Origin of the sequence: Arthrobacter sp. StoSoilB20 (assembly GCF_019977295.1) — a bacterium.
GTDB classification, from domain to species: domain Bacteria; phylum Actinomycetota; class Actinomycetes; order Actinomycetales; family Micrococcaceae; genus Arthrobacter; species Arthrobacter nicotinovorans_A.
Genome location: NZ_AP024651.1, coordinates 1888643 through 1914632, shown reverse-complemented (window position 1 = coordinate 1914632; position 25990 = coordinate 1888643). Strand labels below are relative to the sequence as shown.

General features: G+C 62.4%; 22 protein-coding genes. 8 read left to right on the top strand and 14 right to left on the bottom strand.

The annotated features are described in order from the left end of the window. The 10 genes from murD to dinB all read right to left on the bottom strand — a co-directional run bounded on the left by murD (window position 1) and on the right by dinB (window position 12341). Window positions 1-1590 (bottom strand): UDP-N-acetylmuramoyl-L-alanine--D-glutamate ligase, encoded by a 1590-nt coding sequence (murD, locus tag LDN85_RS08625; protein WP_223945128.1) that lies wholly within the window; start codon window positions 1588-1590, stop codon window positions 1-3. Further along, window positions 1572-2681 carry a phospho-N-acetylmuramoyl-pentapeptide-transferase gene (gene mraY, locus LDN85_RS08620; protein WP_026542506.1) on the bottom strand — a complete coding sequence of 370 codons (1110 nt, stop codon included), beginning with the start codon at window positions 2679-2681 and terminating at the stop codon, window positions 1572-1574. Before mraY ends, murD begins: the two co-directional genes overlap by 19 nt. Next, the gene (murF, locus tag LDN85_RS08615) at window positions 2678-4168 is read right to left on the bottom strand and encodes a UDP-N-acetylmuramoyl-tripeptide--D-alanyl-D-alanine ligase (protein ID WP_223945127.1); all 1491 of its coding nucleotides are present in this window, start codon (window positions 4166-4168) and stop codon (window positions 2678-2680) included. Before murF ends, mraY begins: the two co-directional genes overlap by 4 nt. A 6-nt stretch (window positions 4169-4174) precedes the next feature. Further along, window positions 4175-5812 (bottom strand): UDP-N-acetylmuramoyl-L-alanyl-D-glutamate--2,6-diaminopimelate ligase, encoded by a 1638-nt coding sequence (locus LDN85_RS08610; RefSeq protein WP_223945126.1) that lies wholly within the window; start codon window positions 5810-5812, stop codon window positions 4175-4177. A 102-nt stretch (window positions 5813-5914) separates the two neighbouring features. Further along, window positions 5915-7711, bottom strand: a complete 1797-nt coding sequence (locus LDN85_RS08605; RefSeq protein ID WP_223945125.1) for a penicillin-binding protein 2 — start codon at window positions 7709-7711, stop codon at window positions 5915-5917. A 42-nt stretch (window positions 7712-7753) separates the two neighbouring features. Next, a complete protein-coding gene (locus LDN85_RS08600; protein WP_223945124.1) occupies window positions 7754-8416 on the bottom strand; it encodes a hypothetical protein in 663 nt (220 codons plus the stop codon). Continuing rightward, entirely contained in the window at window positions 8413-9411 is a 999-nt protein-coding gene (gene rsmH, locus LDN85_RS08595; RefSeq protein ID WP_223945123.1) for a 16S rRNA (cytosine(1402)-N(4))-methyltransferase RsmH, read from the bottom strand. Before rsmH ends, LDN85_RS08600 begins: the two co-directional genes overlap by 4 nt. Before the next feature lie 167 nt (window positions 9412-9578). Next, complete coding sequence (gene mraZ / locus LDN85_RS08590; RefSeq protein WP_026542500.1) at window positions 9579-10010, bottom strand: division/cell wall cluster transcriptional repressor MraZ; 432 nt, start codon at window positions 10008-10010, stop codon at window positions 9579-9581. Between the two features lie 461 nt (window positions 10011-10471). Further along, complete coding sequence (locus tag LDN85_RS08585) at window positions 10472-10840, bottom strand: DUF3040 domain-containing protein (protein WP_026542499.1); 369 nt, start codon at window positions 10838-10840, stop codon at window positions 10472-10474. Between the two features lie 229 nt (window positions 10841-11069). Then, on the bottom strand, window positions 11070-12341 hold the full coding sequence (gene dinB, locus LDN85_RS08580; RefSeq protein WP_223945122.1) for a DNA polymerase IV: 1272 nt from the start codon (window positions 12339-12341) through the stop codon (window positions 11070-11072). Between the two features lie 71 nt (window positions 12342-12412). On the opposite strand from dinB, the gene LDN85_RS08575 reads away from it, so the two are divergent. Both LDN85_RS08575 and LDN85_RS08570 read left to right on the top strand, forming a co-directional pair. Next, window positions 12413-12979 carry a hypothetical protein gene (locus LDN85_RS08575; protein ID WP_026548580.1) on the top strand — a complete coding sequence of 189 codons (567 nt, stop codon included), beginning with the start codon at window positions 12413-12415 and terminating at the stop codon, window positions 12977-12979. Beyond that, on the top strand, window positions 12976-14070 hold the full coding sequence (locus tag LDN85_RS08570) for a polyprenyl synthetase family protein (RefSeq protein ID WP_223945121.1): 1095 nt from the start codon (window positions 12976-12978) through the stop codon (window positions 14068-14070). Before LDN85_RS08575 ends, LDN85_RS08570 begins: the two co-directional genes overlap by 4 nt. A gap of 118 nt (window positions 14071-14188) precedes the next feature. On the opposite strand, the gene LDN85_RS08565 is transcribed toward LDN85_RS08570, so the two are convergent. Further along, window positions 14189-14542, bottom strand: coding sequence for an Rv2175c family DNA-binding protein (locus tag LDN85_RS08565; protein ID WP_026542495.1), 354 nt, complete (start codon window positions 14540-14542; stop codon window positions 14189-14191). A gap of 257 nt (window positions 14543-14799) precedes the next feature. On the opposite strand from LDN85_RS08565, the gene LDN85_RS08560 reads away from it, so the two are divergent. Together LDN85_RS08560 and pknB are read left to right on the top strand one after the other, a co-directional pair. Then, a complete protein-coding gene (locus tag LDN85_RS08560; RefSeq protein WP_026548578.1) occupies window positions 14800-16146 on the top strand; it encodes a LysM peptidoglycan-binding domain-containing protein in 1347 nt (448 codons plus the stop codon). Window positions 16147-16233: 87 nt separating this feature from the next. Continuing rightward, window positions 16234-18294, top strand: a complete 2061-nt coding sequence (gene pknB, locus LDN85_RS08555; RefSeq protein ID WP_223945120.1) for a Stk1 family PASTA domain-containing Ser/Thr kinase — start codon at window positions 16234-16236, stop codon at window positions 18292-18294. A gap of 79 nt (window positions 18295-18373) precedes the next feature. Here pknB and LDN85_RS08550 read toward each other — a convergent pair whose 3' ends face one another. Continuing rightward, entirely contained in the window at window positions 18374-19777 is a 1404-nt protein-coding gene (locus LDN85_RS08550; RefSeq protein WP_026548576.1) for a 3-deoxy-7-phosphoheptulonate synthase class II, read from the bottom strand. Between the two features lie 66 nt (window positions 19778-19843). Beyond that, on the bottom strand, window positions 19844-20635 hold the full coding sequence (locus LDN85_RS08545; RefSeq protein WP_223945119.1) for a lysophospholipid acyltransferase family protein: 792 nt from the start codon (window positions 20633-20635) through the stop codon (window positions 19844-19846). A 108-nt stretch (window positions 20636-20743) separates the two neighbouring features. Here LDN85_RS08545 and LDN85_RS08540 point away from each other — a divergent pair, with 108 nt between their 5' ends. The 3 genes from LDN85_RS08540 to LDN85_RS08530 are packed head-to-tail and all read left to right on the top strand — an operon-like array spanning window position 20744 to window position 22864. Then, a complete protein-coding gene (locus LDN85_RS08540; RefSeq protein WP_223945118.1) occupies window positions 20744-21532 on the top strand; it encodes an alpha/beta fold hydrolase in 789 nt (262 codons plus the stop codon). Beyond that, the gene (locus tag LDN85_RS08535) at window positions 21529-22332 is read left to right on the top strand and encodes an alpha/beta fold hydrolase (RefSeq protein WP_026542489.1); all 804 of its coding nucleotides are present in this window, start codon (window positions 21529-21531) and stop codon (window positions 22330-22332) included. Before LDN85_RS08540 ends, LDN85_RS08535 begins: the two co-directional genes overlap by 4 nt. After that, complete coding sequence (locus tag LDN85_RS08530) at window positions 22319-22864, top strand: hypothetical protein (RefSeq protein WP_223945117.1); 546 nt, start codon at window positions 22319-22321, stop codon at window positions 22862-22864. The genes LDN85_RS08535 and LDN85_RS08530 overlap by 14 nt, the downstream gene beginning before the upstream one ends. A 30-nt stretch (window positions 22865-22894) precedes the next feature. Here the strand turns inward: LDN85_RS08530 and LDN85_RS08525 are convergent, their stop codons facing one another. Next, window positions 22895-23953 carry an ROK family protein gene (locus LDN85_RS08525; protein WP_091554110.1) on the bottom strand — a complete coding sequence of 353 codons (1059 nt, stop codon included), beginning with the start codon at window positions 23951-23953 and terminating at the stop codon, window positions 22895-22897. Between the two features lie 185 nt (window positions 23954-24138). Here LDN85_RS08525 and LDN85_RS08520 point away from each other — a divergent pair, with 185 nt between their 5' ends. Beyond that, entirely contained in the window at window positions 24139-25950 is a 1812-nt protein-coding gene (locus LDN85_RS08520) for a long-chain fatty acid--CoA ligase (RefSeq protein ID WP_026548572.1), read from the top strand. Window positions 25951-25990: the final 40 nt, after the last annotated feature.

Here is a 25990-nt window from a genome sequence, read left to right as displayed (position 1 = left end):
TTACTCCTCGGTGGTCGGTGCCTGCCCTTCCACAAGCTCGCGAACTGCCTGGACGAAAGCATCGCCGCGGTGAGCGTAGGAAGAGAACTGATCCATGGATGCAGCCGCGGGCGCCATCAGGACGGTGTCCCCCGGCGCGGCAAGTTGGGCCGCCGACGCCACGGCCTGGGCCATGATTGCTTCGCCGTAGATAGGCGAAGCGGCGTTGCCGGCTGCGGTCTGCACCTCTTCAGTGTCGCCCTTCGGCTGGGCTATCACCGGGACATCGGGCGCGTGTCGCTGGAGGGAGCCTTCCAGCGCTTCGGTATCGGTACCTATCAGCACCACAGCCTTGAGCCGGGGTGCATGTTCTTTGACGAGGTCGTCATAGTTGACCCCCTTGGACAGTCCCCCTGCTATCCAGACAACCTGTTGGAAGGAAGACAACGCGGCCGACGCGGCATGGGGATTGGTGGCCTTTGAGTCATTGATCCAAAGGACCTCATTCTGCTTGGCCACCAGCTGGATGCGGTGGGCGCCGGGCAGGTAGCTGATGAGGCCCTGCTTGACCGCTGCCGGCTCGACGCCATAGGCGCGCACCAGGGCTGCTGCAGCAAGTGCATTGGCGACCATATGCCGCGGGGCAACAGGTCCGAGGTCGGCCATGGAGGCCAGCTCGGCTGCGGAGTCCTTGCGCTCGGCGATGAAGGCGCGGTCAACCAGCAGCCCGTCCACTACCCCCAGCATGCTGATGGCCGGTGTGTTGGTGGTGAACCCGATGGCACGGCACCCTTCCACCACATCTGCGTTCTCCACCATGCGTTCAGTTTCGATCTGCTCAGCGTTGTAGACGGCCGCCTTTTGGGTGTTCTCATACACCTTGGCTTTGTCCGCCAGGTAGGAGGCGTAGGATCCGTGCCAATCCACGTGGTCTTCGGCCACGTTGAGGCAAACACTGGCCACCGGGGACAAGGAGTGGCTCCAGTGGAGCTGGAAGCTGGAGAGTTCGACGGCGAAGGCGTCATAGTCCACAGGATCCCTGAGAGCGTCCAGGATGGGCGTTCCTACATTTCCTACCGCGATGGCCTTGAGCCCGGCCGCCTGCAGCATGGATTCGGTCATGCCCACGGTGGTGGTTTTGCCGTTGGTGCCGGTGATGGTGAGCCAATCCGCCGTCTTGCGTCCCTCTCGGACGCGGAGCCGCCACGCCAGCTCAACGTCTCCCCAGACAGCAATGTGCTTGCGCCTGGCGGCAGCCAGGAGAGCTTGGTCAGGGCGCCAGCCCGGCGAGGTGACCACAAGATCGGGCAAAGCGTCCTCGATCAAGGGCAGGGCGCTGACGGCTTGTTCGCCCAGCAGTACGTCCACGGCACCAACGATTTTCAAGGTGTCCGCCTGGGCTTTGGCCTTGGCGGTGGTGGCGGCATCTACGACCACTACTTTGGCGCCAAGCTCGATCAGGGTGTCCGCTGCCGAGAAGCCGGACACACCGATTCCCGTGACCACCACCCGCAGGCCGTTCCAGTCAGCGTCCCAGCTTGTGAGTCCTTTGAGCCTGTCCGTGACGGACGACGTCGTCTCCGGGCTTCCGTTCACAGCAGTACCACCCATTCAGCGTAGAAAATTCCGAGGCCGGCGGCTACGAAGAGGCCTGCAAGGATCCAGAAGCGGACCACCACTGTGACTTCTGCCCAGCCCTTCAGTTCAAAGTGGTGCTGGAGCGGTGCCATCTTGAACACACGCTTGCCGCCACTGAGCTTGAAGAAGCCCACTTGGATGATCACCGAAAGGGTGATCAGGACGAAGAGGCCTCCGATGAAAGCAAGCAGGAGTTCCGTGCGGGACAAGATGGCAAATGCTGCCACAGCGCCGCCGATCGCCAGCGAGCCGGTGTCCCCCATGAAGATCTTTGCCGGCGAAGTGTTCCACCAGAGGAAGCCCACCAAAGCGGCACTGAGGATCGCGGCCAACAGGGCCAGATCCATGGGATCCCGCACCTGGTAGCAACCGCTGCCGGCCTCCCGCGGGGATCCACAGGCCTGGTTGTTCTGCCAGATACCCATGATGGTGTAGGCACCAAAAACCATGATGGAGGCGCCCGCAGCAAGCCCGTCCAGGCCGTCAGTCAGGTTTACGCCGTTGGTGGCGGCGGTGATGATCAGGTTGGACCACACGATGAAAAGGATCGCACCGAGCACTGTTCCCCCGAAGGCCAGGTCCAGCCACGGGATGTCACGGACCAGGGAGATCTGGGTGGATGCCGGACGCAACCCGTCCTCGTTGGGGAATTGCAGGACCAGGACGGCGAAAATGATTCCCACCGCGGCTTGGAGGATCAGCTTGGCACGGGCGTTGAGCCCCAGGCTTCGCTTGTTGGAAATCTTGATGTAGTCATCCAGGAAGCCAACGAAGCCCATGCCCACCATCAGGAAGAGCAGGAGAAGCCCGGACGCGGAAGGTCCTGGGGAGCGTGGGTTCATCATCCACATGATCAGGTGCGTTACGAAGTAGCTGATCAGGACAGCGGCAACCACCACAGTTCCGCCCATGGTGGGGGTTCCCCGCTTGGTGTGGTGCGATGTTGGCCCGTCGTCACGGATGAATTGCCCGTAGCTCTTGGCCACGAGGAACCTGATGAACAGGGGTGTCCCTATCAGGGCCACCAGAAGGGCGACGCCGGCGCCGATCAAAAGTGCAATCACAGCAGCTCGTTCCCTTCGCTTGCAGCCGTGCCGGCTGCGTTGTCTCCGGTGGGCTCGGCCCGTGGAGGTAATGCTATCCGATCACCCAAATGCCGCAGCCCCACGCCGTTGGAGGATTTGAACAGCACCAGGTCACCGGGTTCGAGCTCGTTCTGAAGGAGCTCGTAGGCTTCTTCCACAGTTTCGGTGAACGAACATTCATCTCCCCAGGATCCTTCCTGGATGGCAGAGATGTAGAGGGCCCGTGCTTCGCGTCCCACCACCACCAGCCGTGAGATGTTCAAGCGGACCACCTGCGTGCCTACTGATGTGTGCTCGCGGATGGAGTCCTCCCCCAGCTCAAGCATGGCGCCCAGGACAGCCCAGGTCCTTCTGCCCTGTCCAAGGTCGGCCAGGGTCCGCAGCGCGGCCCGCATCGATTCAGGATTGGCGTTATAGGCGTCGTTGATGATGGTCACGCCGTCGGCGCGTTCCGTCCGCTCCATGCGCCAGCGGCTGGCCGCCGACTGTGAGCTCAGGGAGGTGGCAATGGCTGTTGCCGGGATACCTGCGGCGAAGGCGGCTGCCGCAGCGGCCAGCAGGTTGGTGACGTGATGAGCGCCGATCAGCCGGCTTCGCACCTGGACCGCCGGTCCGCCGTCGGGGAGTACAAGATCAAATTCAGGGAATCCCTGGCCGTTGACTACAACGTTGCGGGCTTCGACTTCCTCGGTGGTCGCCGGTGAAGATGTGAAACCCAGGACTTTGGCGTTGGTCCGGCTTCGCATGGCCGAAACCCGGGCGTCGTCGAGGTTGATCACAGCTGTACCGTGCTCAGTGAGCGCTTCTACGAGTTCGCCCTTGGTCTTGGCGATGTTTTCGACTCCACCGAATTCACCAGCATGCGCAGTGCCGACTACCAGGACAACACCGATGTCCGGCTTGACCATGTCCGCGAGGTACTTGATGTGCCCCAGTCCAGTGGCACCCATTTCGATGACCAGGTAACGGGTTTGGGCGTCAGCAGCGAAAACCGTCAGCGGGACGCCCACCTCGCCGTTGTAGGAGCCCTGCGGGGCCACGGTCTTGCCGGCCGCGGAAAGCACTCCGGCCAGGAGATCCTTGGTGGTGGTCTTACCCGCCGAGCCGGTGATGCCGATGACGGTGAAGTCCTCGCCGTGCTGGGCACGTTCGGCCCTGATGCGCCGGACGCTCTCAGCAGCCAACGCGCCCATGGCCAGGACGGCGTCATCAACCACGACGGCGGGGAACGGGCTTCCAGCGACATCGGTGACTTCACGCTCGGCAAGAACCAGGACGGCGCCACGTTCGAAAGCAGCAGCGACGAAATCGTGGCCGTCGGCGTGTTCGCCGCGCTTGGCCACATACAGGGAACCGGGCGTCGCTTCCCGCGAATCAGTGACGACGGAGGTGGGCACGACGTCCGCTGCTCCGGTCAATCGGCCATGGGTGAGGTCGGCGATCTCCGCCGCAGTAAGTGCAATCATCTCGGTTTAGGACTCTATCCGCTGGTCCGTTGAAACGCTGAATCCCTTGGATGTCAAGGCGGCACGCAATTCCACCCTGTCGTCCAGGGCCAGGTTGACGCCTTTGACCTCTTGCCACACTTCGTGGCCGCGCCCGGCAACCAGGATGGTGTCGCTGGCTTCGGCCATCTCCACGGCCAGTCGGATCGCCGCGTCCCTGGGGTAAGACTCAACGATTTCGCTGGCCAGTCCCTCCGTATCCCGCGCGGCGTAGGCGCCCTGGAGCACTTCTGCCCGAATGGAGGCTGCATCTTCGTCATGGGGATCGTCATCGCTGACTATCACAACGTCAGCCAGTCGCGCGGCTATGGCACCCATGGTGGGCCGTTTACCTTGATCCCGCTGGCCGGTGGCACCAAAGACCACGATGACCCGGGACCCCTCCTCCGGGGATCGTACGGCCTCCAGGGCGCGCGCCAAAGCATCGGGATTGTGGGCAAAATCAACAACGGCCGCCGGTTCAGTGGACACCAACTGCATGCGTCCGGGAACGGCGACGGTGAAAGGATCATGGGCGTCCAATGCCGCCTGAAGCGCCTGTCCATCCACTCCTGATGCCAGGACCATGATGGTGGCCAGTGCCGCGTTGGCCACATTGAAGGCTCCAGGCAGGCCGGTGTGGACGCGCAGCATCCGGCCGTCGACGTGCCGGAGTTCGAATTCGGAGCCTAGCCCGCGGGCAGTGATGCCTGCGACGTGCCAGTCGGAACCAGCGGCTGCTCCACCGGCGGAGAGAGTCGTGACCGGGATATCGGCCAAGTCAACGAGTTTGCGTCCCCAGTCGTCATCGACGGTAACCACGGCGTGGCGGGCCCTCTTGGCGGTGAAAAGGTCAGCCTTGGTGCGGAAGTACTCTTCCATGCTCCCGTGCAGGTCCAGGTGGTCCTGGGTGAGGTTGGTAAAGCCTGCGACGTCGAACATGACCCCATCCACCCGGCGGTACGAGATTGCGTGTGATGAGACCTCCATGGACGCCGCGTCCAGTCCACGCTCCCGCATCAATGCCAGCAGGGCATGGACATCGGTGGACTCCGGAGTGGTCAGCAAGCTCGGGATGGGTTCGCCACCTGCCACAATCTCGATGGTGCCGATGAGCCCCGTCTTCCGGCCAAGGGCCCGCAGCAGCGAGTTGATGAAGTAGGTGGTGGTGGTCTTGCCGTTGGTCCCGGTGACACCGTAGAGCGCGGGAGATCCGCCCTCGGCCGGCTGGCTGCGGTAGATCAGCGCAGCGAGGGGACCCACCACCGTGCGCGGCTCATCAACAATGAGGACAGGCACCGGCTGTTCGCCTGCCAGCGCAAGCTGGCGTGCCCCGGCGTCGTCCGTCACCACGGCAGCGGCTCCGGCCTCTACTGCCTGGGGAACAAAGTCGGCACCATGGCGCGAAGCTCCCGGTAAAGCCATATAGAGATCGCCGGGTTCCACTGCCCTGGAGTTGAGCGTAATACCCGTTACTCCCCCGTGGTGCCCCTCTTCCGGGGCGGCCACGCCAAGGACCTCCGCGATGGTGGCCAAGGGCACCGCTGCAACAGACCCGGGCCGGAAGCCGGACCGGCCTGCGTCCGGCGTCGTGACGTTGTTGGCTGCCTCATTGTGCTCTGACACGTAGTTCTCCGTTGGTGCTCGTGGAACGACCGGCGTGGAGCCAGCGGCGCCCGGGCCGTTAGTGGTGGATCGAATCTTGGCCGAAACAGACGCCCAAGAAGCTTACTTGACGAACTGGGGCAGCCGCGCGGGAGTTCCCGTGGACGGGGCCACGTTGTAGGTCCGCAGCACCTGTGACATGACCGAACGGAACACCGGTCCGTTGGTGACGCCATAGATGTTTCCCTTGGGACGCTGCAGGACCACCTCAACAATGAAACGCGGGTCATCCATGGGCGCCATGCCCACCATCGAGGCGGTGTATCCGTCGAATCCGGGCAGGCCATCCTCACGGGGAGCCTGCGACGTTCCCGTCTTTGCGCCCACCCGGTAACCATCGATTGCCGCGTCCTTGATCTGCCCCTCAGTGACGGCACTCTCGAGGATGTCCCGCACCTGCTGGGCGGTCTCCTTGGATACCACCTGGCGCGAATCCTTGGCCGGAACCTTCTGTTCCTCCCCCTGGGGAGTGATGTAGCTGTCAATAAGCCTTGGCTGCAGCATGACGCCATCGTTCGCGATGCTCTGGAACGCACGAACTGTCTGCAGCGTCGATTGGGAAACGCCTTGTCCGAACAGGACAGTGTATTGCTGCCGTTCGTCCCATTGATCAGGCTTTGCCAGGATGCCGGTTGCCTCGGCCGGCAGTCCGATGTCCGTCTGCTCACCGATGCCGAACTTCTTCAACCAGTCGTAGCGCTGTTCCTTGGTCAACCTGCTGCCCGCCATGACGGTTCCAGTGTTCATGGACCACCCCAGGATGCCGGCCAAAGTGCGTTCTTCAGTGCCGTGCTCAAAGGCGTCCGTGAACGTCTGCCCGTCGATCGTGTAGGCAGTTGGAATCGTGAAGTGATCCAAGGGGAACGACTTGCCTTCTTCGATCACGGCAGCTGCCGTGATCATCTTCTGCACGGAACCGGGCTCGTAGGCAGCTGTCACGGAGCGGACGCCACGGTCCTTGGCGTCAACCTTTCCGGGGTCGTTCGGATCCGGAGCATTGGTATCAGCCAGGGCCACCAGATTGCCGGTCTTGATGTCCATCACGATGATGGAACCCCACTCGGCATTCATCTTGTTCACTTGGCTTTGGATGGCCTGCTGCGCAAAATACTGGATATCGGTGTTCAGGGTCAGCTTGACGTCACTGCCGTCCACTGCCGGAGTCAGTTCGTCGGTGGCCACTGGAATCCTCAGGCCGTCAGCGCCGATCTCGAAAACGCGCTTTCCTTCAACGCCACGCAGGACCTCGTCCTGGGTCTGCTCGATGCCTGCTTGGCCTGAGACGCCATCCTGGAGGAAACCCACTACTCCACCGGCCACGCTGCCATTTGGATACACGCGCTTACTGACGCCTTCGGGGATCACTCCCGGGATATTCAGTTTGGAAATCCGGTCTTCAAGCTCAGGCTTGATGTCTTTGGCGACCACGAAGTACTTCTTATCTCCGGTCAGCGCCTCGCGGATTTTTTCGACGTCGGAACCCAGGAGCGTGGCCAGCTCCGAGATGCCTTGGTCCCTGGAAACGGTCTCAACCTCTTCGGTCTTCTCGTTGTACCTCTTAAAGGTGGCCGTGTTCGTATTCAGGACCTGGTCCACAACGAGGTTGTACCGGATGACGCTGCTGGCCAGGACAGTGCCGTTGGCATCAACGATCTGCCCCCGCTCAGCAGGCAGGACCTGGGGCGTCAGGCGCTTCGCCAGCGCAGCTTCGGCCATTCCGCCCATATCCAGGCCCTGGACCATGAACAGCTTGCCGCCCACTACCAACAGCAGCGTCAGCATGATGCCAAGACCAACCCGCAACCGCTTTTTTGCCGCCGGCGTCTTCGTTTTTTTCGATGTGCCGGGGTTCTGAGCCACGTTGATTCCTTGCTGCTGGCCTAGCTTCGGTGGACTGATGGATTACTGCCCGGGTGCCTTCTGCTGCGGGGCCGGTACAGAGCCCCCGTTAAGGTCAACCGGCGGCGTAGCTGCCGGAGATGCTGTAGCAGCCGCGGGTGCAGCCGGGGCGGCAGGCGCAACCGGAGTCACCGGCTTGAGGTTCTCCAAGGGTTCCTTGGTTGTTACCGAGGGAACCACGTCCAGCATCCCCGCCACTGCCGGAGGAGCCAACTGGGCCAAAGGAGCATCTCCCTTAACGGCCGGTGTTGCCTTTCCGGTGACGGTCATCGTATTGAGGTCGATCTGTCCCTTGACAGTTGAAGGAACCATTCCTAATTCTGCCGCCTTCGCGGCCAAATTCTGGGGAGCCTCGAAGTTCTGCTTCCTCTGTGTCAGGTCCTGGTTTTCCTTGTTCAGGGTTGCTGCTTCGGCCTTAAGCTGCACCAACTGGTATTGGGCAGTGGATACCGAAATATTCAGGACAAGAACTGCCATGAGGGCAGCCGCCATGGCCACGAAGCAAAGGACGACGAATGGGGTCCGGCGTTTGCCCGGAGCACTGCGCACCAAGGAAAGCGGCGTACGGGCCTTGCGTCCGGAGTCAGGCTTGCCGCCGGGAGCAGGCAGTGCACGGGCGGTATTGCCCACCACGGAGGGCAGTGTCTTCGCTGCGGCGTTGCTCATGCGTCTCTCCTTGGTTTGATGCGCTCCACTGCCCTCAATCGGGCGGACGCCGCGCGGGGGTTCTCAGCGATTTCTGCTGCCGTTGGAACTTCCGTGCCCTTGGTGATGGTTTTCAGTTCGGGTTTATGTTCTTCAAGTTCCACGGGGAAACCGAGTGGGGCTGAGGATTTTGATCCAGCCTGGAAAACCGACTTCACGATCTTGTCTTCCAGGGAGTGATAGGACATCACCACGATCCGTCCCCCCATGGCCGTAGCGGCCACAGCTGCGGGAACAGCCCGTTCCAGGACGTCCAGCTCCTCGTTGACCTCAATCCTCAATGCCTGGAAAGTGCGTTTGGCGGGATGTCCACCGCTCTTGGCCGCTGCGGCGGGAACAACACTGCGGATCTGTTCCACAAGTTCACCGGTGGTTGCGAAGGGTTTCTCCACCCGGGCATTAACGATCCTGTTGGCAATGCGGCCGGCGAACTTTTCTTCGCCCCACTTGCGGATGATGCGCACCAGTTCGTCTTCGCTGTAGTTATTGACGACGTCGGCTGCTGTCTGTCCGCGGCTGGTGTCCATCCGCATGTCGAGGGGGGCATCGTAGGAGTAGGCGAAACCACGCTCGCGCTCGTCCAACTGAAGCGAAGAGACGCCCAGGTCCATGAGGATGCCGTGGACCTCGGAGATGCCGAGGTCGTCGAGGACTTCGCCGATCTCGTCGTACACGGCGTGCACCAGGTCCGTCCGGTCCGAGAAGGGCTCAAGCCGCGCGCCCGCCAAGGCAAGGGCCTCTTCGTCCCGGTCAATGCCGACCAGGTGCAGGTCCGGAAAACGCTGCAGCATGGCTTCGGAGTGACCGCCCATGCCCAGGGTCGCATCGATGGCGACAGGGGTGGCTCCCCGTTTCCTGGCAGCCTCGAAGCCGGGGGCGAGCAGATTGATGCAGCGGTCTTTCAGGACGGGTACGTGGCGCTCCGATGTGGGCTTTGCCGCGTCCTGCTCTTCCACGCTGCCTCCTCTTTCTTCAATCGCTTGCCTGCTGTTTCTTGAATCGGATCCCCATCCGCGCCTATCGACCCGCCGGCCTGGCTCAGGGGAAGGTGAGCCAGGAAGACTGTTCGATGGGCGGCTGGAGATCCCATTCAAGAAGCGGTACTGCTGCTTCCTCCGACCGGTCAGATAAACCCGGGCAGATTGTCGTCATCCGTTTCCGAGAAGGCTGCTTCCTTCTCGTTGAGGTACTCATTCCAAGCTTCGGCATCCCAGATCTCCGCACGGGTGCCGGCTCCGATCACAGCCAACTCCCTGCCAAGGCCTGCGTATGCCCGGAGCGCCGGCGGAATGGTCACGCGCCCCTGCTTGTCAGGTACTTCATCAGAGGCTCCGGACAGGAAAACGCGAATATAGTCGCGGGCCTGCTTGGAAGACAGTGGTGCTTCCCGCATCGACTCGTGAATACGTTCGAATTCTTTCTGGCTGAAGACGTAGATGCAGCGTTCCTGACCCCTGGTGAGGACCAGCCCCTCGGCAAGCTCCTCGCGGAACTTGGCGGGAAGGATGATCCGGCCCTTTTCATCGAGACGCGGCGAGTGAGTGCCCAGAAACATCTGGCCCCACCGCCCCTCAGTTAAGGTGCCCGTTCATTCCCAACACTGCCACTACCCTCTTATGCGCTCCACTTTACTCCACAAAGCCCCACAGTCAACGCAGGAGCAGGTGTTTCTCCACCACCTTGAGATTCGAGTTGGTTGAAATGGCGCGGATTTAGGCTCCGTGGCGGAAAGTGGAGGGCCGGTGGAGCCGCCGCGTGGCGCGGACGTCTCCGGCGAGGGGTTCAGGTCTCCCCTGGGCTGCTTTCCCCGCCTGCTGCGCCGGTGTGGTGGGAAGGGGAGGCTGAGTAGGGGTGCCTGGCGGGGTAAAGAGCGGAGTGGTGGTGGGAAGTGGAGCAAAAGACACGTTAAACGCAAAAAGACCCGCGGCATGCGGGTCTTTCGTCATCCCCGGGAAAAAATCAGGGGCGCGCGTAAAGCAGGGGTCGTACTAGCGGAGGTGCAACGTCGTGGAGGACTTAGGAGTCGTCGCGGCGCCGCTCGTCCCAGCGCTCTTCGAGGCTGCTCATGAACGAACTCTTGGGTTTGCCCCGGGCTGGTTTGCCCTTGCCGGCTTTGCCAAAGGCTGCTCCGCGCAGCGTGGCGAAGTAGACGCCAGCACCCATGACGACGAAGCCGAGGACACCCACTGGTATCGCCTGCATCGAAACTCCCACGAGCAGGAGGAGGATGCCGGCAATGGCGCCAAGCACGCCGATGATTACATGCCGGGTTGACCAACTGCGGATGGGATCCGAGCCCATGGTGCTGGCAAACTTCGGATCGTCCTCATGAAGTTGCTTTTCAAGTTGCTCAAGCAGCTTCTGTTCGTGCTCCGAGAGGGGCATCGCGACCTCCTTTAGTCAGCCAGCGTCTGGACATAACGCTTTCTGTGCGTCTGTTTCCACAACGATCGGACCAAGAAAATCGTTCCCGAAATTCCCTCTTGGTTCAGCGGGCATCTCAGGGCCGACTGTTCAGGAAACAGTTTGTCCAGACGATCTAAATCTCTGTAATAAATAGGATAGTTTGTCCGACGCCGTTCTGAAAGACGCCTGATGGCCAGCGGGACCAAGCTCACAGTTGATCACCTGCCTCGGAGGGCTTTCCGGGGTCGAGGAGTCTTGCTGGAAGGAGGGTTTTGGACCCGAAACGTTCCGAAACCCGGTCCAAGGCCTGCTCCGCTGCCCGCCAGTTGTCGTCCCGGCGGTCCAGGCTTAGTTGGAGGGATGTTTGCCCGGCGGGCTCAAGCTGCTCCGCCCGTACCCCAACGAGGCGGACGCTCAGGGACCGCGGCCCCAATGAATCGAGCAGTTGTACCGCCACTTGGTAGATCATCTGCGCGCTGTCCACTGGGGCATGAACGGTCCGGCTCCGTGTGACCGTGGAAAAGTCCGAGTACCGGAGCTTCAGGGCCACGGTCCTGGCCAGCATGCCGGAACTGCGCAGCCTTCCCGCCGTCCGGTGGGATAAGCGCAGCAATTCCTTGTGCAGCAAGGCATTGTCACCCGTATCGGTGGAGAAGGTCTCTTCCGCCCCGATGCTCTTCTCAAGCCTGGTAGGCGTCACCGGGCGGGGATCTATTCCCATGGACAGCCGGTGGACGTGTTCCCCGCTGGCACCGAGGACCTTCTTCAGGGCAGCCACCGGAGTTGCCGCCACATCTGCCACAGTTCGGATGCCAAGGCGGGCAAGCACCTCTCCGGTCTTTCCACCCACGCCCCACAGAGCATTAACGGGGAGACTGTGAAGATAGGCAAGGGTGTCCCCGGCGTTGATCTGCAGGATTCCGTCGGGCTTGCACCGCGTGGAGGCGATTTTGGCCACGAACTTGGTGCCCGCAATTCCCACAGATGCCGTAATGCCCAGTTCCGACTGGACCCTTCGGCGGATGAGGTGTCCTATTTCCAGGGGCGGACCGAGCCGGCGAATCGCCCCACCAACATCGAGGAAGGCTTCATCGACGCTGAGGGGCTCCACCAGATCCGTAATGGAAGCAAAGATCTCCATGATCTGGCCGGACACTTCGTAATACACCGAATGCCGCGGATTAATGATCACCGCGGAGGGGCAACGCCGCATCGCGATCGACATGGGCATGGCGGACTTCACTCCTGTGGCCCGGGCCTCGTAGGAAGCCGAAAGCACCACCGACCGCTCAGCGGGAAATCCGACGATCACTGGCTTTCCCCGGAGATCGGGTCTGCTGCGGAGTTCAACGGAGACAAAAAACGCATCCATATCAACGTGGAGGATGCTGGTTCGCCTCAATTCCCGCAGAGCATCACCTGCGCTGCGGGAGGACTCCTGACCGGCTCCTGGGCCGCTGCCGAATGCTTCCTGCCTCACATCGGCAATACTATGCCCGGCCACTGACTAAACTGGAGGCAATCTCTGCCCCAGCCCCGGAAGGATACCCTGTGAAGCTCTTTGGAACTCCTCGATCGCGAGGGTTTGCCCTGCTCGCAGCAAGTGTCGCCGTAGCAGCCTCGGCATGCACACCGGCCCCAGGAGGTTCGGCCGCTCCGTCCCCCACGGACACTTCATCGCAGTCATCGTCCTCGAGCCCTGCCGCTTCCGCGTCCGCGTCAGCGACTGCACCAGCGACGACGACGGAATCGGCCACTTCGGCGCCGGGCGCCACTGCCACGGTAAACGCCCTTGTTCCGGGCTTTCCCGAGCAACTGATTCCCGTCATGCCCAAGGCATCGGTCCGTTCCAGCAGCTTCGACAAGAGCACCTCCCTGGCAACGGCAGCCTTGGTTGGAACCGTCAAGGCCCCGCCGGAGGGCGTGGTGGACTACTACAAAACGTCCTTGGAGGCACAGGGCTTCAAGCTTGTACCTGGACCGGAGGCCGTAGGCAATGTCACCTCGCTGGACTTTGTCAGGGGTGATGGCGAGACAGTGAACGTCTCAATCCGGCAGAAGGAAGGCGTATCCACCTTCACCATTGGCGCCAATGTGGCGGCCGGGTCCATCAAGTGACGGCACTGGCAGCAGTAACGTCCGAACAGACGGAGTTCATCAACGGCGTTGCCGGCAAGCTGAAGGGCTTCCTGTCGGGACAGCAAGAACTCATGGCTTCGGTGTCCCCGGACGTCGAGCCGCTCATCGGCTCGATTTCACACCTGGTGACGGGCGGCAAACGCCTCCGGGCACTGATGTGCTACTGGGGTTGGAGGGGCGCCGGCGGACAGGCCGGGAACCCGGAGATCCTCACTGCCGGGTGTGCGCTGGAACTGTTTCAGGCTGCAGCATTGATCCACGACGACATCATCGACCGGTCCGATACCCGCCGTGGCGGCCCCAGCGTGCACAAGCGCTTCAGCCAGCTCCATGAATTGAACGGCTGGGCTCTGGACAGTGGTCGATTCGGAGATGCCGCAGCCATCTTGACCGGCGATCTCTGCTTGTCGTTCAGCGAGGAGTCTTTTACCGAAATCGGCCCCCGGGCGGCAGCAGGAACTCCTGCACGGCGAATATTCAATGTCATGAGGGCAGAGGTCATGGCCGGCCAATACCTGGACATTCTTGAGGAAGTGGCGGGCCCTGTCCGTGACCGGGCCGGGTCCGTGGACCGGGCGCAATCAATCATCCGTTACAAGTCGGCGAAATACTCCACGGAACATCCGCTGGCATTGGGTGGTGCCCTCGCCGGCGCCCCCACAGGGCTCCTGAAGGAATATTCAGAGTTTTCCTTGCCACTGGGTGAGGCATTCCAGATGCGGGACGATGTCCTCGGGGTATTTGGCGATCCTGAAACGACCGGCAAACCGGCCGGCGATGATTTGCTTGAAGGCAAACGCACCGTCCTGGTCGGATTTGCCCTGAACCAGGCTTCAACCGCTGACGCGGAGTACCTGGACCGAATGCTGGGGAATCCGGATCTGGGCGAAGACGACGTCGCCCGGATACGTCGGATCATGGTCCAATGCGGCGCCTTGGATGCCACGGAATCGCTGATTGCAAAGCTGAGCAACCAGGCCTTCGAAGCGTTGGAACGCCTGCCACTGGATGACGTGCCGCTCACCGCCCTGCGGCAACTGGCTGAGGCTGCCGTCAGCCGCGCAGCATAATTTGCACGGGTCACCTTGGTGCCCGGCACCGATAGGACATGAAGCGACGACGGCGGTGCAACCCGCCGTCGTCGTCTTATTTCAGTTCCCGGCGTCCTGACTCACCCAAGGGGCACCGTTACCAGGCCAAAGACTGGGCGCGACGCCTGATCTCGGTTTTACGTCCCTCGCGCAGGGCGTCAATCGGGCGCCCACGCAGTGATTCGTCAGGGGTGAAGAGCCAGATGATCAGCTCTTCGTCGTTGTAACCGGCATCGCTGAGAACCGCGATGGTTCCCTTTAAGCTGTCGACAGGATGACCATCCTGGATAAACAAGGCCGGGATTGAGCGGATATTCCGTTCTCCCCGCCTGATGGCAACCAGTGCGCGTTCATCCAAGAGCCCGTGGACTTTGGTGATGGAAACTTCCAGCAGCTCGGCGACATCCGGCAAGGGGAGCCAGTCGGAAACAAGGCTTTCTACATTACTCACGGAACAAGGTTGCCACGCCGCCCTGCCCCACGCCTAGCCGGGGCCGGCCCCCGATACCTGAGGGGCGCCTTTAACGCGTCATTTCATTGGCAATAAATCGGACAGCATAATCCCGATCGACAGGAATTGTTGTGTCGATTGCATAAGTGTGAGAGATTCACACTGATCACACTTGCACCATTGATAACATCAGTAACATTCGCAACACTTACAACAGCGCTACCCCAACAACCGCTGTTGAGATGAGGACACTTTTCATGACGACGCCCCGCTCGCCGAAACGAACCATGAGCATGCCGGTCATTGCGGCAACCACGGCTGCGCTTCCCGCCGTGGTTTTGTCCTCGCTTGCCCTGGCCCAGCCATCCATGGCTTCTCCGGCACCCCAGCCCCGCAAAGTCCCGGCCACGCTTGCTGCAGCAATGAAGGCGCAAGCCGTCAACGCCGGCAATGTCATCCCCGCACAGGCTGTTGCCGCAACGTTGCCCGCAGCCCTGCGCCCCATGGCTCCTTCGGTTCCGGATACCTACACAATCGTCCGCGGCGATACGATCAGCGCCATCGCCCGTCGCTTCAACCTCGATACCAACGCCGTCCTGCAGCTGAACAAGTTGTCGGCCACCACGTTGATCTACCCGGGCCAGACCATCAAGCTCACGGGAACGGCCACGCCCGCCCCATCCCAGCCTTCCGCCCCGGCCCAGCCGTCGGCCCCGGCAGCTCCCAGCAACGCCACCATCTACACCGTCGTCTCCGGTGACACCCTCGGTGCCATCGCCGCCAAGCACGGTGTGCCCTTGTCCAGCATTTTCAGCTGGAACAACCTCAACGGCAGCTCCATCATCTATCCGGGCCAGAAGATCAAGGTCAGCGGCGGATCTGCGCCCTCCGCCCCCGCAGCTCCTGCACCCGCAGCTCCTGCACCTGCCCCCGTTGCAGGCTCGGGCTCCTACACCATCAAGGCAGGCGATACCCTCAGTTCCATCGCCTCGCGCCACGGGGTTTCCCTGAGCGCGCTCATGACCGCCAACAACGTTTCCGCAACCACGGTCATCTACCCCGGCCAGAAACTCACCATTCCGGGCACCGGACTCCAGCCTGCCGGCGAGACCAAGCCCTTGGTTCCCAGCACCTTCCTGGGCTTTACTTACCCCGCTGCCGTCGTCAGTTCGGCCAACGAGAACAAAGCCCTGCTCAACGCCTCACCGGTGCCCAGCCGCGCCGAGATGAAAGGCATTGTGGCTGACACCGCAAGGCGCATGGGCGTCAGCCCATCCCTGGCTCTTGCCTTCGCGGAACAGGAATCCGGTTTTGACCAGCGGGCAGTTTCCCCTGCCAACGCCATCGGCACCATGCAGGTCATCCCGTCCTCCGGCCAGTGGGCCTCGGACCTGGTGGGCCGTAAGCTAAACCTTTTGGATCCGTACGACAACGCGACGGCCGGTGTCGCCATCATCCGCGCACTGATCGCCACCAGCAAGGACCTGGATACCGCGATTGCCGGCTACTACCAGGGCCAGTACTCGGTCAGCAAGTACGGCATGTATGACGACACCAAGCGGTACGTCGAATCGATCAAAGCCCGCCAGCGCACGTTCGGCTAGGCTCCAGCAGCACCTGTGAAGGGGCCCGGATCCCATTGGCCAGCCCAATGCGGATTCGGGCCCCTTCCCTGCCTCGTTTAGGATCGTATGGTGCAAGAACCAACGCAGGACCAGCTCATTGGAACCATGGTGGACGGCCGGTATTTGGTCCGTTCCCGGCTTGCCAAGGGCGGAATGTCCACTGTCTACCTGGCCACGGACCAGCGCCTTGAGCGCGACGTAGCCCTCAAAGTCCTGCACCCGCACCTGGCAAACGATCCCACCTTCCTCCAGCGGCTCAGCCGCGAAGCAAAAGCGGCCGCGAGCCTTTCCCACCCGCACATTGTGGGCGTTTTGGACCAAGGCGAAGACGGGCACGTGGCCTACCTGGTGATGGAGTACGTCAAGGGCCACACTCTCCGCGACGTCCTCAGCGAACAAGGAGCCTTGGCGCCGAGGCTGGCCCTGGCCCTGATCGATCCCGTGATCGAAGGACTGGCTGCCGCCCACGGCTCCGGCTTGATCCACCGGGACATCAAACCCGAGAACGTCCTGATCGCGGACGACGGCCGGATCAAGGTGGGCGACTTTGGCCTTGCCCGGGCAGTCTCGGCGAACACCAGCACCGGAGCCCTGATCGGAACCGTAGCGTACCTGGCTCCCGAGCTGGTTCTCGGCCAACCCGCAGATGCCCGCAGCGACATCTATTCTGCCGGCATCATGCTCTACGAGATGCTGACCGGCCAGCAACCCTATGCCGGCGACTCCCCCATCCAGGTGGCCTACCAACACGTCAACTCCCTGGTGGGACGCCCCTCGGACATTGCTCCCGGCTTGGCCGAAGACCTCGATGAACTGGTTCAGTGGTGCACGGCTGCCGATGCCGAGAACCGGCCTGTGAACGGGACGGCGTTGCTGACCGAACTCCGCCATATCCGGACCACGCTGTCCGACGAACAGCTCGATCACAAGCAGAGCCACGACCACAGCCCATACCCCACCGCTGCAACAACTGCCCTCAACGGCGGCGCGGAGCATCCCACGGAAGCCTTGTCCACCACGGCCTCCCCCACCGAGTTCATCAGCCACCAGAGCAACCCGACCACCATCATGGCGGCCGGGGGTTCGGCCCTTCAGCACTCCAAAGCATCAACCGGTGGCGACGTCGACCAGGACCTCCGGCAACCCGGCAAGCGCGAGCTGAAGAGGCTCGAGAAGCAACAGAGCAAGGACCGTGCCCGGGCCGCGGCAACCCCCGTGCGCCCGCTCAGGGAAGGCAATCCCCGCCGCCGGGGCGTCATCTGGGCCATCGTGATCGTTATCCTGGCGATGCTCGCAGCTTCTGCCGGATGGTTTTTCGGCATGGGCCCGGGCTCCCCCGGGACCGTACCGGACGTCAAGAACAAGACAGTGGCCGAGGCACAGCAACTCCTCCGAACGGCTGGATTCCAGTCGGAGCCGCGCGACGTCTTCGACGACGACATCCTGGCCGGACTCGCCGTCGGAACTGAACCCGAATCCGGTGCCGAAGTCCGGAAGTTCCAGTCCATCACCCTCTTCGTCTCCAAGGGCGCCCAGCTGTTCCCGCTGCCGGATTTGACCGGCGGCACCCTGGATGAAGCCAAGACAGCACTCAATGTCGCCGAAATGGCCCTGGGGAACGTCACCGAAGCCTTTGATGAGAAAATCCCTGCCGGCGTCGTGATTGCCCAGGACCCGGCCAAGGGCAAGGAAGTACGTCACGGCACGCCTGTGGCCCTGGAGGTCTCCAAAGGGCCGCAGCCGATTCCGGTTCCGGACGTACGCGGGAAGACGCAGGATGCCGCCGTCAAAGCCATTCAGGATGCCGGGTTGAAGGCAGTGATCGCTCCGGAGACCGTCAATGACAAGTCGGTCCCCAAAGGGGCTGTGGTCAGCCAGGCCCCGGCCAATGGCACGCTCATTCGCGGTGAGTCCGTGACGATTACGGTGTCCAAGGGGCCCAAATTGGTCTCCGTTCCCAGCTTCATCGGCAAGCAGGCTGCCGAGGCTGAGAGGGAGTTGAAGAAGCTGGGCTTCAAGGTGGAGGTCAACAAGATCCTGGGCGGCTTCTTTGGTACCGTCCGCGACCAAAACCCGGTCAATACCGAAGTGCCGGAAGACTCCGTGGTGACACTGACTGTCGTGTAGACGGTCATGACGGCTCCCAGCAGGCAGCAAAAAGGGCGTGGTCCGGATTCATCCGGACCACGCCCTTATTGATGGTTCTTTACTGCTTGGAGAGGGCCCCTGCCACCAGGAAGGCCATTTCAAGTGACTGCATGTGGTTCAAGCGGGGGTCGCACACTGACTCATAGCGGTCAAGGAAAGCGTCCTGGTCGATCGGATCGGCGCCACCCAGGCACTCAGCGACGTCGTCGCCGGTCATTTCGACGTGGAGACCGCCGGGAACCGTGCCCAGCGAGTGGTGGACCTCGAAGAAGCCACGGACCTCGTCAATGACGTCGTCGAAGTTGCGGGTCTTGTAGCCGTTGGGCGAGGTGACGGTGTTGCCGTGCATGGGATCGGTGACCCAAAGCACTTGGGCACCTGAGGCGGTGACGCGCTCGACGACGGCAGGCAGCTTTTCGCGGATGTTCTTGGCGCCCATACGCGTGATGAACGTCAGACGCCCAGGTTCACGGTTGGGGTCCAGCTTGTCGATCAGGCGCAGGGCATCATCACCGCTGGTGGTGGGTCCGAGCTTGACGCCGATAGGGTTCCGCACACGGGAGAGGAAGTCCACATGGGCATGATCCAGTTCGCGGGTCCGCTCGCCGATCCACAGGAAATGGGCGGAAGTGTCGTAGGGCAGGCCCGTGCGTGAATCGATGCGGGTCAGGGCGCGCTCGTAGTCGAGCAGCAACGCTTCATGGCTGGCGAAGAATTCAACCCGCTTGAGCGCCTCGAAGTCCGCGCCGCAGGAATCCATGAAGCTGATGGCACGGTCAATATCGCGTGCCAGCGATTCATAGCGGGCGTGCGCAGGGTTTTCCGTGAAGCCCTTGTTCCACTGGTGAACCAGGCGCAGGTCCGCGAAACCACCTTGGGTGAACGCACGGATAAGGTTCAGGGTCGAAGCCGAGGTGTGATACGCCTTCAGCATACGGCCGGCGTCATGGGCGCGGGACTCCGGTGTGAACTCATAGCCATTGACGATGTCGCCACGGTAGGCGGGCAGCGTGACGCCGTCGCGGGTTTCGTCGTTGGACGAGCGCGGCTTGGCGAACTGTCCGGCCATGCGGCCCATCTTGATGACGGGCATGGCAGCACCGTAGGTCAGCACCACCGCCATCTGCAGGATGGTCTTGACCCTTGCGCTGATTTTGTCCGCTGTGGCAGCTTCAAATGTCTCAGCGCAGTCGCCGCCCTGCAGGAGGAATGCTTTGCCCTGGGCCGCAGCGGCCAAACGCTCCCGGAGGACATCCACTTCGCCGGCGAAAACCAGCGGCGGAACCACGGAAAGTTCCTTGACGGAAGCATCGAAGACGCCGGCGTCGGACCACGTGGGCTGCTGGGAGATCGGCAGGTCCCGCCAGGCGTCGAGCCCGGGGTAGTTCGCTGCTCCGCTTTGGGCGGTGCTGGCGAGGGGATCTGCTATGGAGGATGCGGTGTTCGCGGTTAGCTCAGTCACCCTTCAAGAGTAGTAGCCTCGGGCATGGTTGCGGGACAGCGGGCGTAACTGATGCCGCCACCTGCGTCACAGTTTCTGCGGCGACCCTTCATCGCTGGTCCCCGGTTCATCCCGGTCCTCCGCTATGTCGCCGGCAACATCCTCCGTTGCCTCGACCTGGTGCACAGGTTCCGGGCCCTTGCCGGCCAACCGGGCCTTGACCACGGCAGCGTATTCATCGACGTATTCCTGGCCGGAGAGACGCATCAAGGCGGACATGATTTCATCTGTGACTGCTCTCTGGACCAGCCGGTCCTCCTCCATGCCGTAGTAGCGGCTGAAGTCCAGTGGCTGTCCAAAAATGATGCCGACCCTGCGGATGCTGGGGAGCCTCTTGCCGATGGGCTGGACCTTCTCCGTACCGATCATGGCGACCGGCACCACGGGTACCCGCGTTTGCAGGGCCAGCCGTGCCACACCCACTTTCCCGCGGTAGAGACGGGCGTCAGGGCTGCGGGTCCCTTCCGGGTAAATGCCCAGCAGACCTCCGGACGAAAGGACGTCCTTGCCTGCCTGCAATGACATTTCGGACGCTGCCCCGCCGGACCGGTCCATGGGAAGTTGGTTGCTCAGCCTGAAGAACAGCGCCGTCAGCCGTCCCTTGATTCCCTTGCCGGTGAAGTACTCGGACTTAGCCAGGAAGATAACCGGCCGGTGCACCATCAGGGGCAGGAAGATGGAGTCCGAAAAGGACAGGTGGTTGGACGCCAGGATCGCGGCGCCGCTTTCGGGGACGTTATCAAGGCCTTTGACCCAAGGCCTGAACAGGAGTTTGAGGATGGGACCCAGAAAGATCCTCTTCATGACCCAATAGAACACAGTTGTCCTCCTACGGCCGACGGATGGCATGCTTCCGGCAACCGGCCGGCACTCAACTGCAACCCTACTCCAGTGAGAAATGTCCGGAACAGTGACACGATGGGACACATGACGGAACGCCACCCACTTGCAGCGCCGCTTGCTTTCCACTACGCCGGGCATGGTCCCAATGCCACAACAGGCGTTGCCATCTGCCATGGGTTCACCGGCAGTCCCCTCAGTATCCTCCCGTGGGCGGAGTACCTGGCCGCACAAGGTTTCGCGGTGTCGGTTCCCCTGCTGCCAGGCCACGGCACCACTTGGCGCGACCTGGCAACAACGCGATGGCAGGACTGGTACAGGACCTTTGAGCAGAGCTACCTGGACTTGGCGGAGCAAACCGAAAAGTGCTTCGTGGCGGGCTTGTCAATGGGCGGTGCCGTAGCACTCCGCGTGGCTGCCCTGCATGAGGTTCCCGGATTGGTCCTGGTCAATCCGGGGCTGAGCTTCTATGACCGGCGCGTGAGGTACGTCGCTGCGCTCAAGCACTTCATGCCAACCACCACCCCGATCGTGGAGGACAAACCCGCTCCTGTTGCGACCGAGGATGGTGACTATTCCAAAACCCCGTTGCAGTCGGTCCATGAACTGAAGAAACTCTTCCGCGCCGCTACCCTCGGGCTGCCCAAGGTGCAAGCACCGGCATTGGTTTTCAAGTCGTCAGTGGATGAGGTGGTGCCGCCAAGTTCCGTAGCCGCGATTGAACGCCACATTGCGTCCTCACGGCTGAAGGTGGTGACGCTTCCGCACAGTGGACATGTGGCCACGCTGGACGTTGACGCACCAACCATTTTCGAAGAATCCGCCAGCTTTTTCCGTCAGCACGCCGGGGACAGAGTAGCCTCGGAGTCATCATGAACATGCTTCCGGATTTCTCGCCGTTCCTCAGCAATTGGAACGGAACCGGCCCCCGCGTGGGCGTCGTCATGTCCCACGGCTTTACCGGCAGTCCGCACAGTGTCAGGCCATGGGCCGAGCACCTGGCGGCGGCCGGTTATGCTGTCAGGCTGCCGTTGTTGCCCGGGCACGGCACTACGTGGCAGGACATGGCCACCCGGTCGTGGCAGGAGTGGCACCGCGCAGTAGATGATGCCTACCTGGAACTGGCGGCTGAGTGCGATTACGTCTTCAGCACCGGACTGTCCATGGGTGGCACGCTGGCCCTGCGTATCGCGGCCACGCGTCCAGTGGCAGGAACCGTAGTGGTCAACCCGGGGCTGGTCCTCGATGACCCACGGGCAGTGATCGTCGCAGCGCTCAAATACGTGGTGAAGACAACGCCGGCCATTGCCAACGACATCCTCAAACCGGACCAGAATGAAGGTGCCTACGCCCGCACGCCTGTGGCCGCGGCGCATCAGTTGAAAAAGATGTACAAGGACACCGCAGCGATCCTGCCGCGCATCCACACCCCTGTCCAGGTGTACAAGTCCACTGTTGACAACGTGATTTCAGAGGCGAGCCTGGATTTCCTGCGCGCCCGGGTCAATGCTCCGGTGGATGTCACTTACCTCAGCAACAGCTACCATGTAGCAACCCTGGACAACGATGCCCCGGAGATCTTTGCAGGGACCGTGGATTTCATCCGGAAAACCGTAGCAACCCTGGCCGGACACGGGCCTTCCCCCGAAAAGGACACAGCCCATGAACAGGCCTGATGCCAACTCTGCCGATCAGAGTGCCAACAATGACGACGACGCCGTGTGGCTGGATCTGGTGGCCCGGTTGGAGGGCACAGGTACCCCTGACGGCGCGGACCCCCGCTCCGCCGGTGCCATGAATCCTGCCGAAACGGGCCTCAAGGACGTGACGCCCGCAGAATCGGGCAAAGCGTTTAGGGATTTCGATCCCCTGGGACTGTCCACGCCGCCCGCGGAGGCAGCAATTGCTCCCGGTCCCTCCGAAAGCGCCGGTCGCCCTTTGGGGCCGCGTGATTTCGAGGTCGAGGACGACGACACTTTCGTTCCGGAGGAGCCTCCGAGCCTGGCCGGCACGGAACCGTTGACCATGCTGGCGTGGGTGGGCGCAGTGGGCGGACCCATCGCCTTGCTGTTCACTGCAATGTTCTGGCGGTCTGCTCCCCTTGTTGCAATCCTGGGTATTGTTGCCGCTTTCGTGGTTTCGGTGGTCTTCCTGATCATGCGGCTTCCGCAGGAGAAGAATGAAGACGACGACGGCGCCCGCATCTAAGGGACCGCGCCCGCCTCTGGGGCGGCCGGCTTAGCGGTTGGCGCGTCCGCTGACACGCGAAAGGTCCGCAGCACCGATCATGCCGGCGCGTGGACCGAGCGCCGCGAGCTCAATCCCCGCCATGGGACGGAAGCCCCTGCCCGTGAGATTCTTCGCGAACGATTCCCGCGCTGGTCCGGCCAGGAACTCCCCGGCATCACAGAGTCCACCACCGATCACGAACATACCGGGGTCAAGGGCCGCGGCGAGGTTGGCCAGCCCCAAACCCAACCATTCACCTTGGTCTGCGAGGAGCTCACGCGAGGTGGCATCGCCTTCCAGTGCCAACGCGGTCACCGCCGCCCCCGTGAGGTTGTCCGCGGTTCCACCGGCCTTCTCCAGGAGGGCCCGGCCTTCTGTTGAGTTGGTTCGGACGAGTTGGCGTGCCTCCCGCCCCAGGGCGTTGCCGGAGGCGTACTGCTCCCAGCATCCGCGGTTGCCGCATTCGCAACGGTGTCCCCCGGGAAAAATGATCTGGTGCCCGAACTCGCCCGCCACGCCGTAGCGTCCGCGTTCCACCCGGCCGTCCATGACCATGGCTCCCCCGATGCCGGTACCAAGTGTCACGCACACCAGCCGGCTCTCCCCCTGGCCGGCCCCGAAGCGCCATTCCGCCCAGGCGGCGGCATCGGCGTCGTTCGTCAGAAGGACCGGACGCCGCAGCAGCTTTTGCAGGCTGGCCCGGAGGGGCTCGTTGCGCCAGGCCAGGTGCGGGCTGAACAGCACCGTTCCGCCGTCGAGGTCCATCCAGCCGGCCGCACCGATTCCAACGGAATTGACCCGATGATCGGCGCTGAGCTCATCCACCAGCTCCACGATGGTTTGTTCCACTGCCCTGGGGTCTGCACCGGGAGTGGATCTGCGGGCCTCGGCGAGGACCCGTCCTTCGGCGTCCACCACACCGGCAGCGACTTTGGTGCCGCCGATGTCTATGCCGATCGCCAGGCCGCGACGGCCCAGATGGCTGCGCCGGGCAGCCCACGGCACGTCCTTCCATGCTGAGGCCGGTGGCTTGGGTCTGACACGGAAAGTGGACCGTTGTGCGGGCATCCCATCATCATATTCCGCCGGGTGCCGCGGCCATGCATCGGCGGCCTTGAGGGGTCCAAGTTGCTTGAAATGACGGGGCTTCCGTAAAGTTACTCGCCAGTAGGTGAAATAGGACACACCTCCGCGAGCGGGCATACTAGAGTGAAAGCAGCCCCTCGTGGCCCGTGGATATCAAAGGAGCTACCTTGCGTGAAATCAGTGTTCCTCCCCTCGTCAAAATTGCCCCTGAAACCAACATCACGGACTTCGTGATCCGGGAGGCTGAAAAGGCGTCGAACCCTGCGTTGTTCTCCAAGCTGGACAGCAACGGGCAGTGGCAGGACATCCGGGCCAAGGACTTCCTCGCGGACGTCAGGGCCTTGGCGAAGGGCCTGATTGCCAGCGGGGTGGGAACGGGCGATCGGGTGGGCATCATGTCCAGGACCCGCTACGAATGGTCCTTGGTGGACTTCGCCATCTGGTTCGCAGGGGCGATCTCTGTCCCGATCTACGAAACGTCCTCACCGTCCCAAGTGGCATGGAACCTGGGTGACTCCGGTGCGGTGGCAGCTTTTGGCGAGGCAGCACACCACGAGGACGTCATCCGCCAGGCCGTGGCTGCCGAGGACATCAGTTCCGTGGCCAACGTCTGGCAGCTCGAAGGTGCAGGGCTCGACGCCTTGCGCGCAGCCGGCGCCGGTGTTCCCGACGACGAACTCGAATCCCGCCGCTCCTCCGCCGGCCTGGCCGATGTGGCAACCATCATCTACACCTCCGGGACCACCGGCAGGCCGAAGGGGTGTGAACTGACCCACGGCAACTTCGTGGAGCTTTCCGAGAACGCCCGCGCGTCCCTTCCCGAAATCATCAATGAGTCCGGGAAGACCATCATGTTCCTCCCGCTCGCCCACGTCTTTGCACGGTTCATCTCCGTGCTGGCAGTGGCCGGCGGCGTCAAGGTGGCCCACACCCCGGACATCAAGAACCTGCTGGCGGACCTCCAGAGCTTCCAGCCAACATTCATCCTGGCCGTCCCCCGCGTCTTTGAGAAGGTGTACAACTCGGCCCTGACCAAGGCCGAAGACGGCGGCAAGGGTGCCATCTTCCACCGTGCCGTAGACACCGCAATCGCTTACTCCAGGGCCCGAGAGTCCGGCTCCCTGGGGTTGGGCCTGAAAATCAAGCACGCTGTCTTCGACAAATTGGTTTACGGCAAGCTCCGGGCAGCCATGGGTGGCCACGTGGCACATGCAGTGTCCGGCGGCGGCCCCCTGGGCGAACGCCTCGGTCACTTCTTCCAAGGCATTGGCCTGCAGATCCTGGAAGGATACGGGCTTACCGAAACCACTGCCCCCATCTCGGTGAACACTCCCTCCATGATCAGGATTGGCACGGTGGGCGCCCCCTTGCCGGGCAACTCCGTCAAGATTGCCGACGACGGCGAAATCCTCACCAAGGGCGTTTGCGTCATGCGCGGCTACTACAAGCGTGAGGACCTAACGGCGGAAACCTTCACCGACGGATGGTTCCGCACCGGCGATATTGGCGAACTCGACAGCAACGGATTCCTCAAGATCACCGGACGCAAGAAGGAAATCATTGTGACCGCCGGCGGCAAGAACGTGGTTCCCGCCTTGCTCGAGGACCAGATCCGCGCCGACGCCCTGGTCTCCCAGGTATTGGTAGTGGGAGACAACCGTCCGTTCATCGGTGCGCTCGTAACCCTCGATGAGGAAGCCCTCCCGGGCTGGCTCGAGCGCCACGGACTGCCGGCCGGCACTTCCCTGGGCGAGGCGGCAGAACATCCCGTAGTGAAAGCCGCCGTCCAGGAACTGATCAGCAAGGCCAACCAGTCGGTGTCCCAGGCTGAAGCCATCAAGTCCTTCCGTATTGTGGCTGCGGACTTCACGGAGGCCTCGGGCCACCTCACGCCGTCGCTGAAGGTCAAGCGGGCACAGGTCATGAAGGACTTCGACGCTGTGATCGAGGAAATGTACTCCGCCCGCCGGGCTTCCTGAGAAACCCAGGCATTCCGCAACCCACGACTGACAGGCCAAG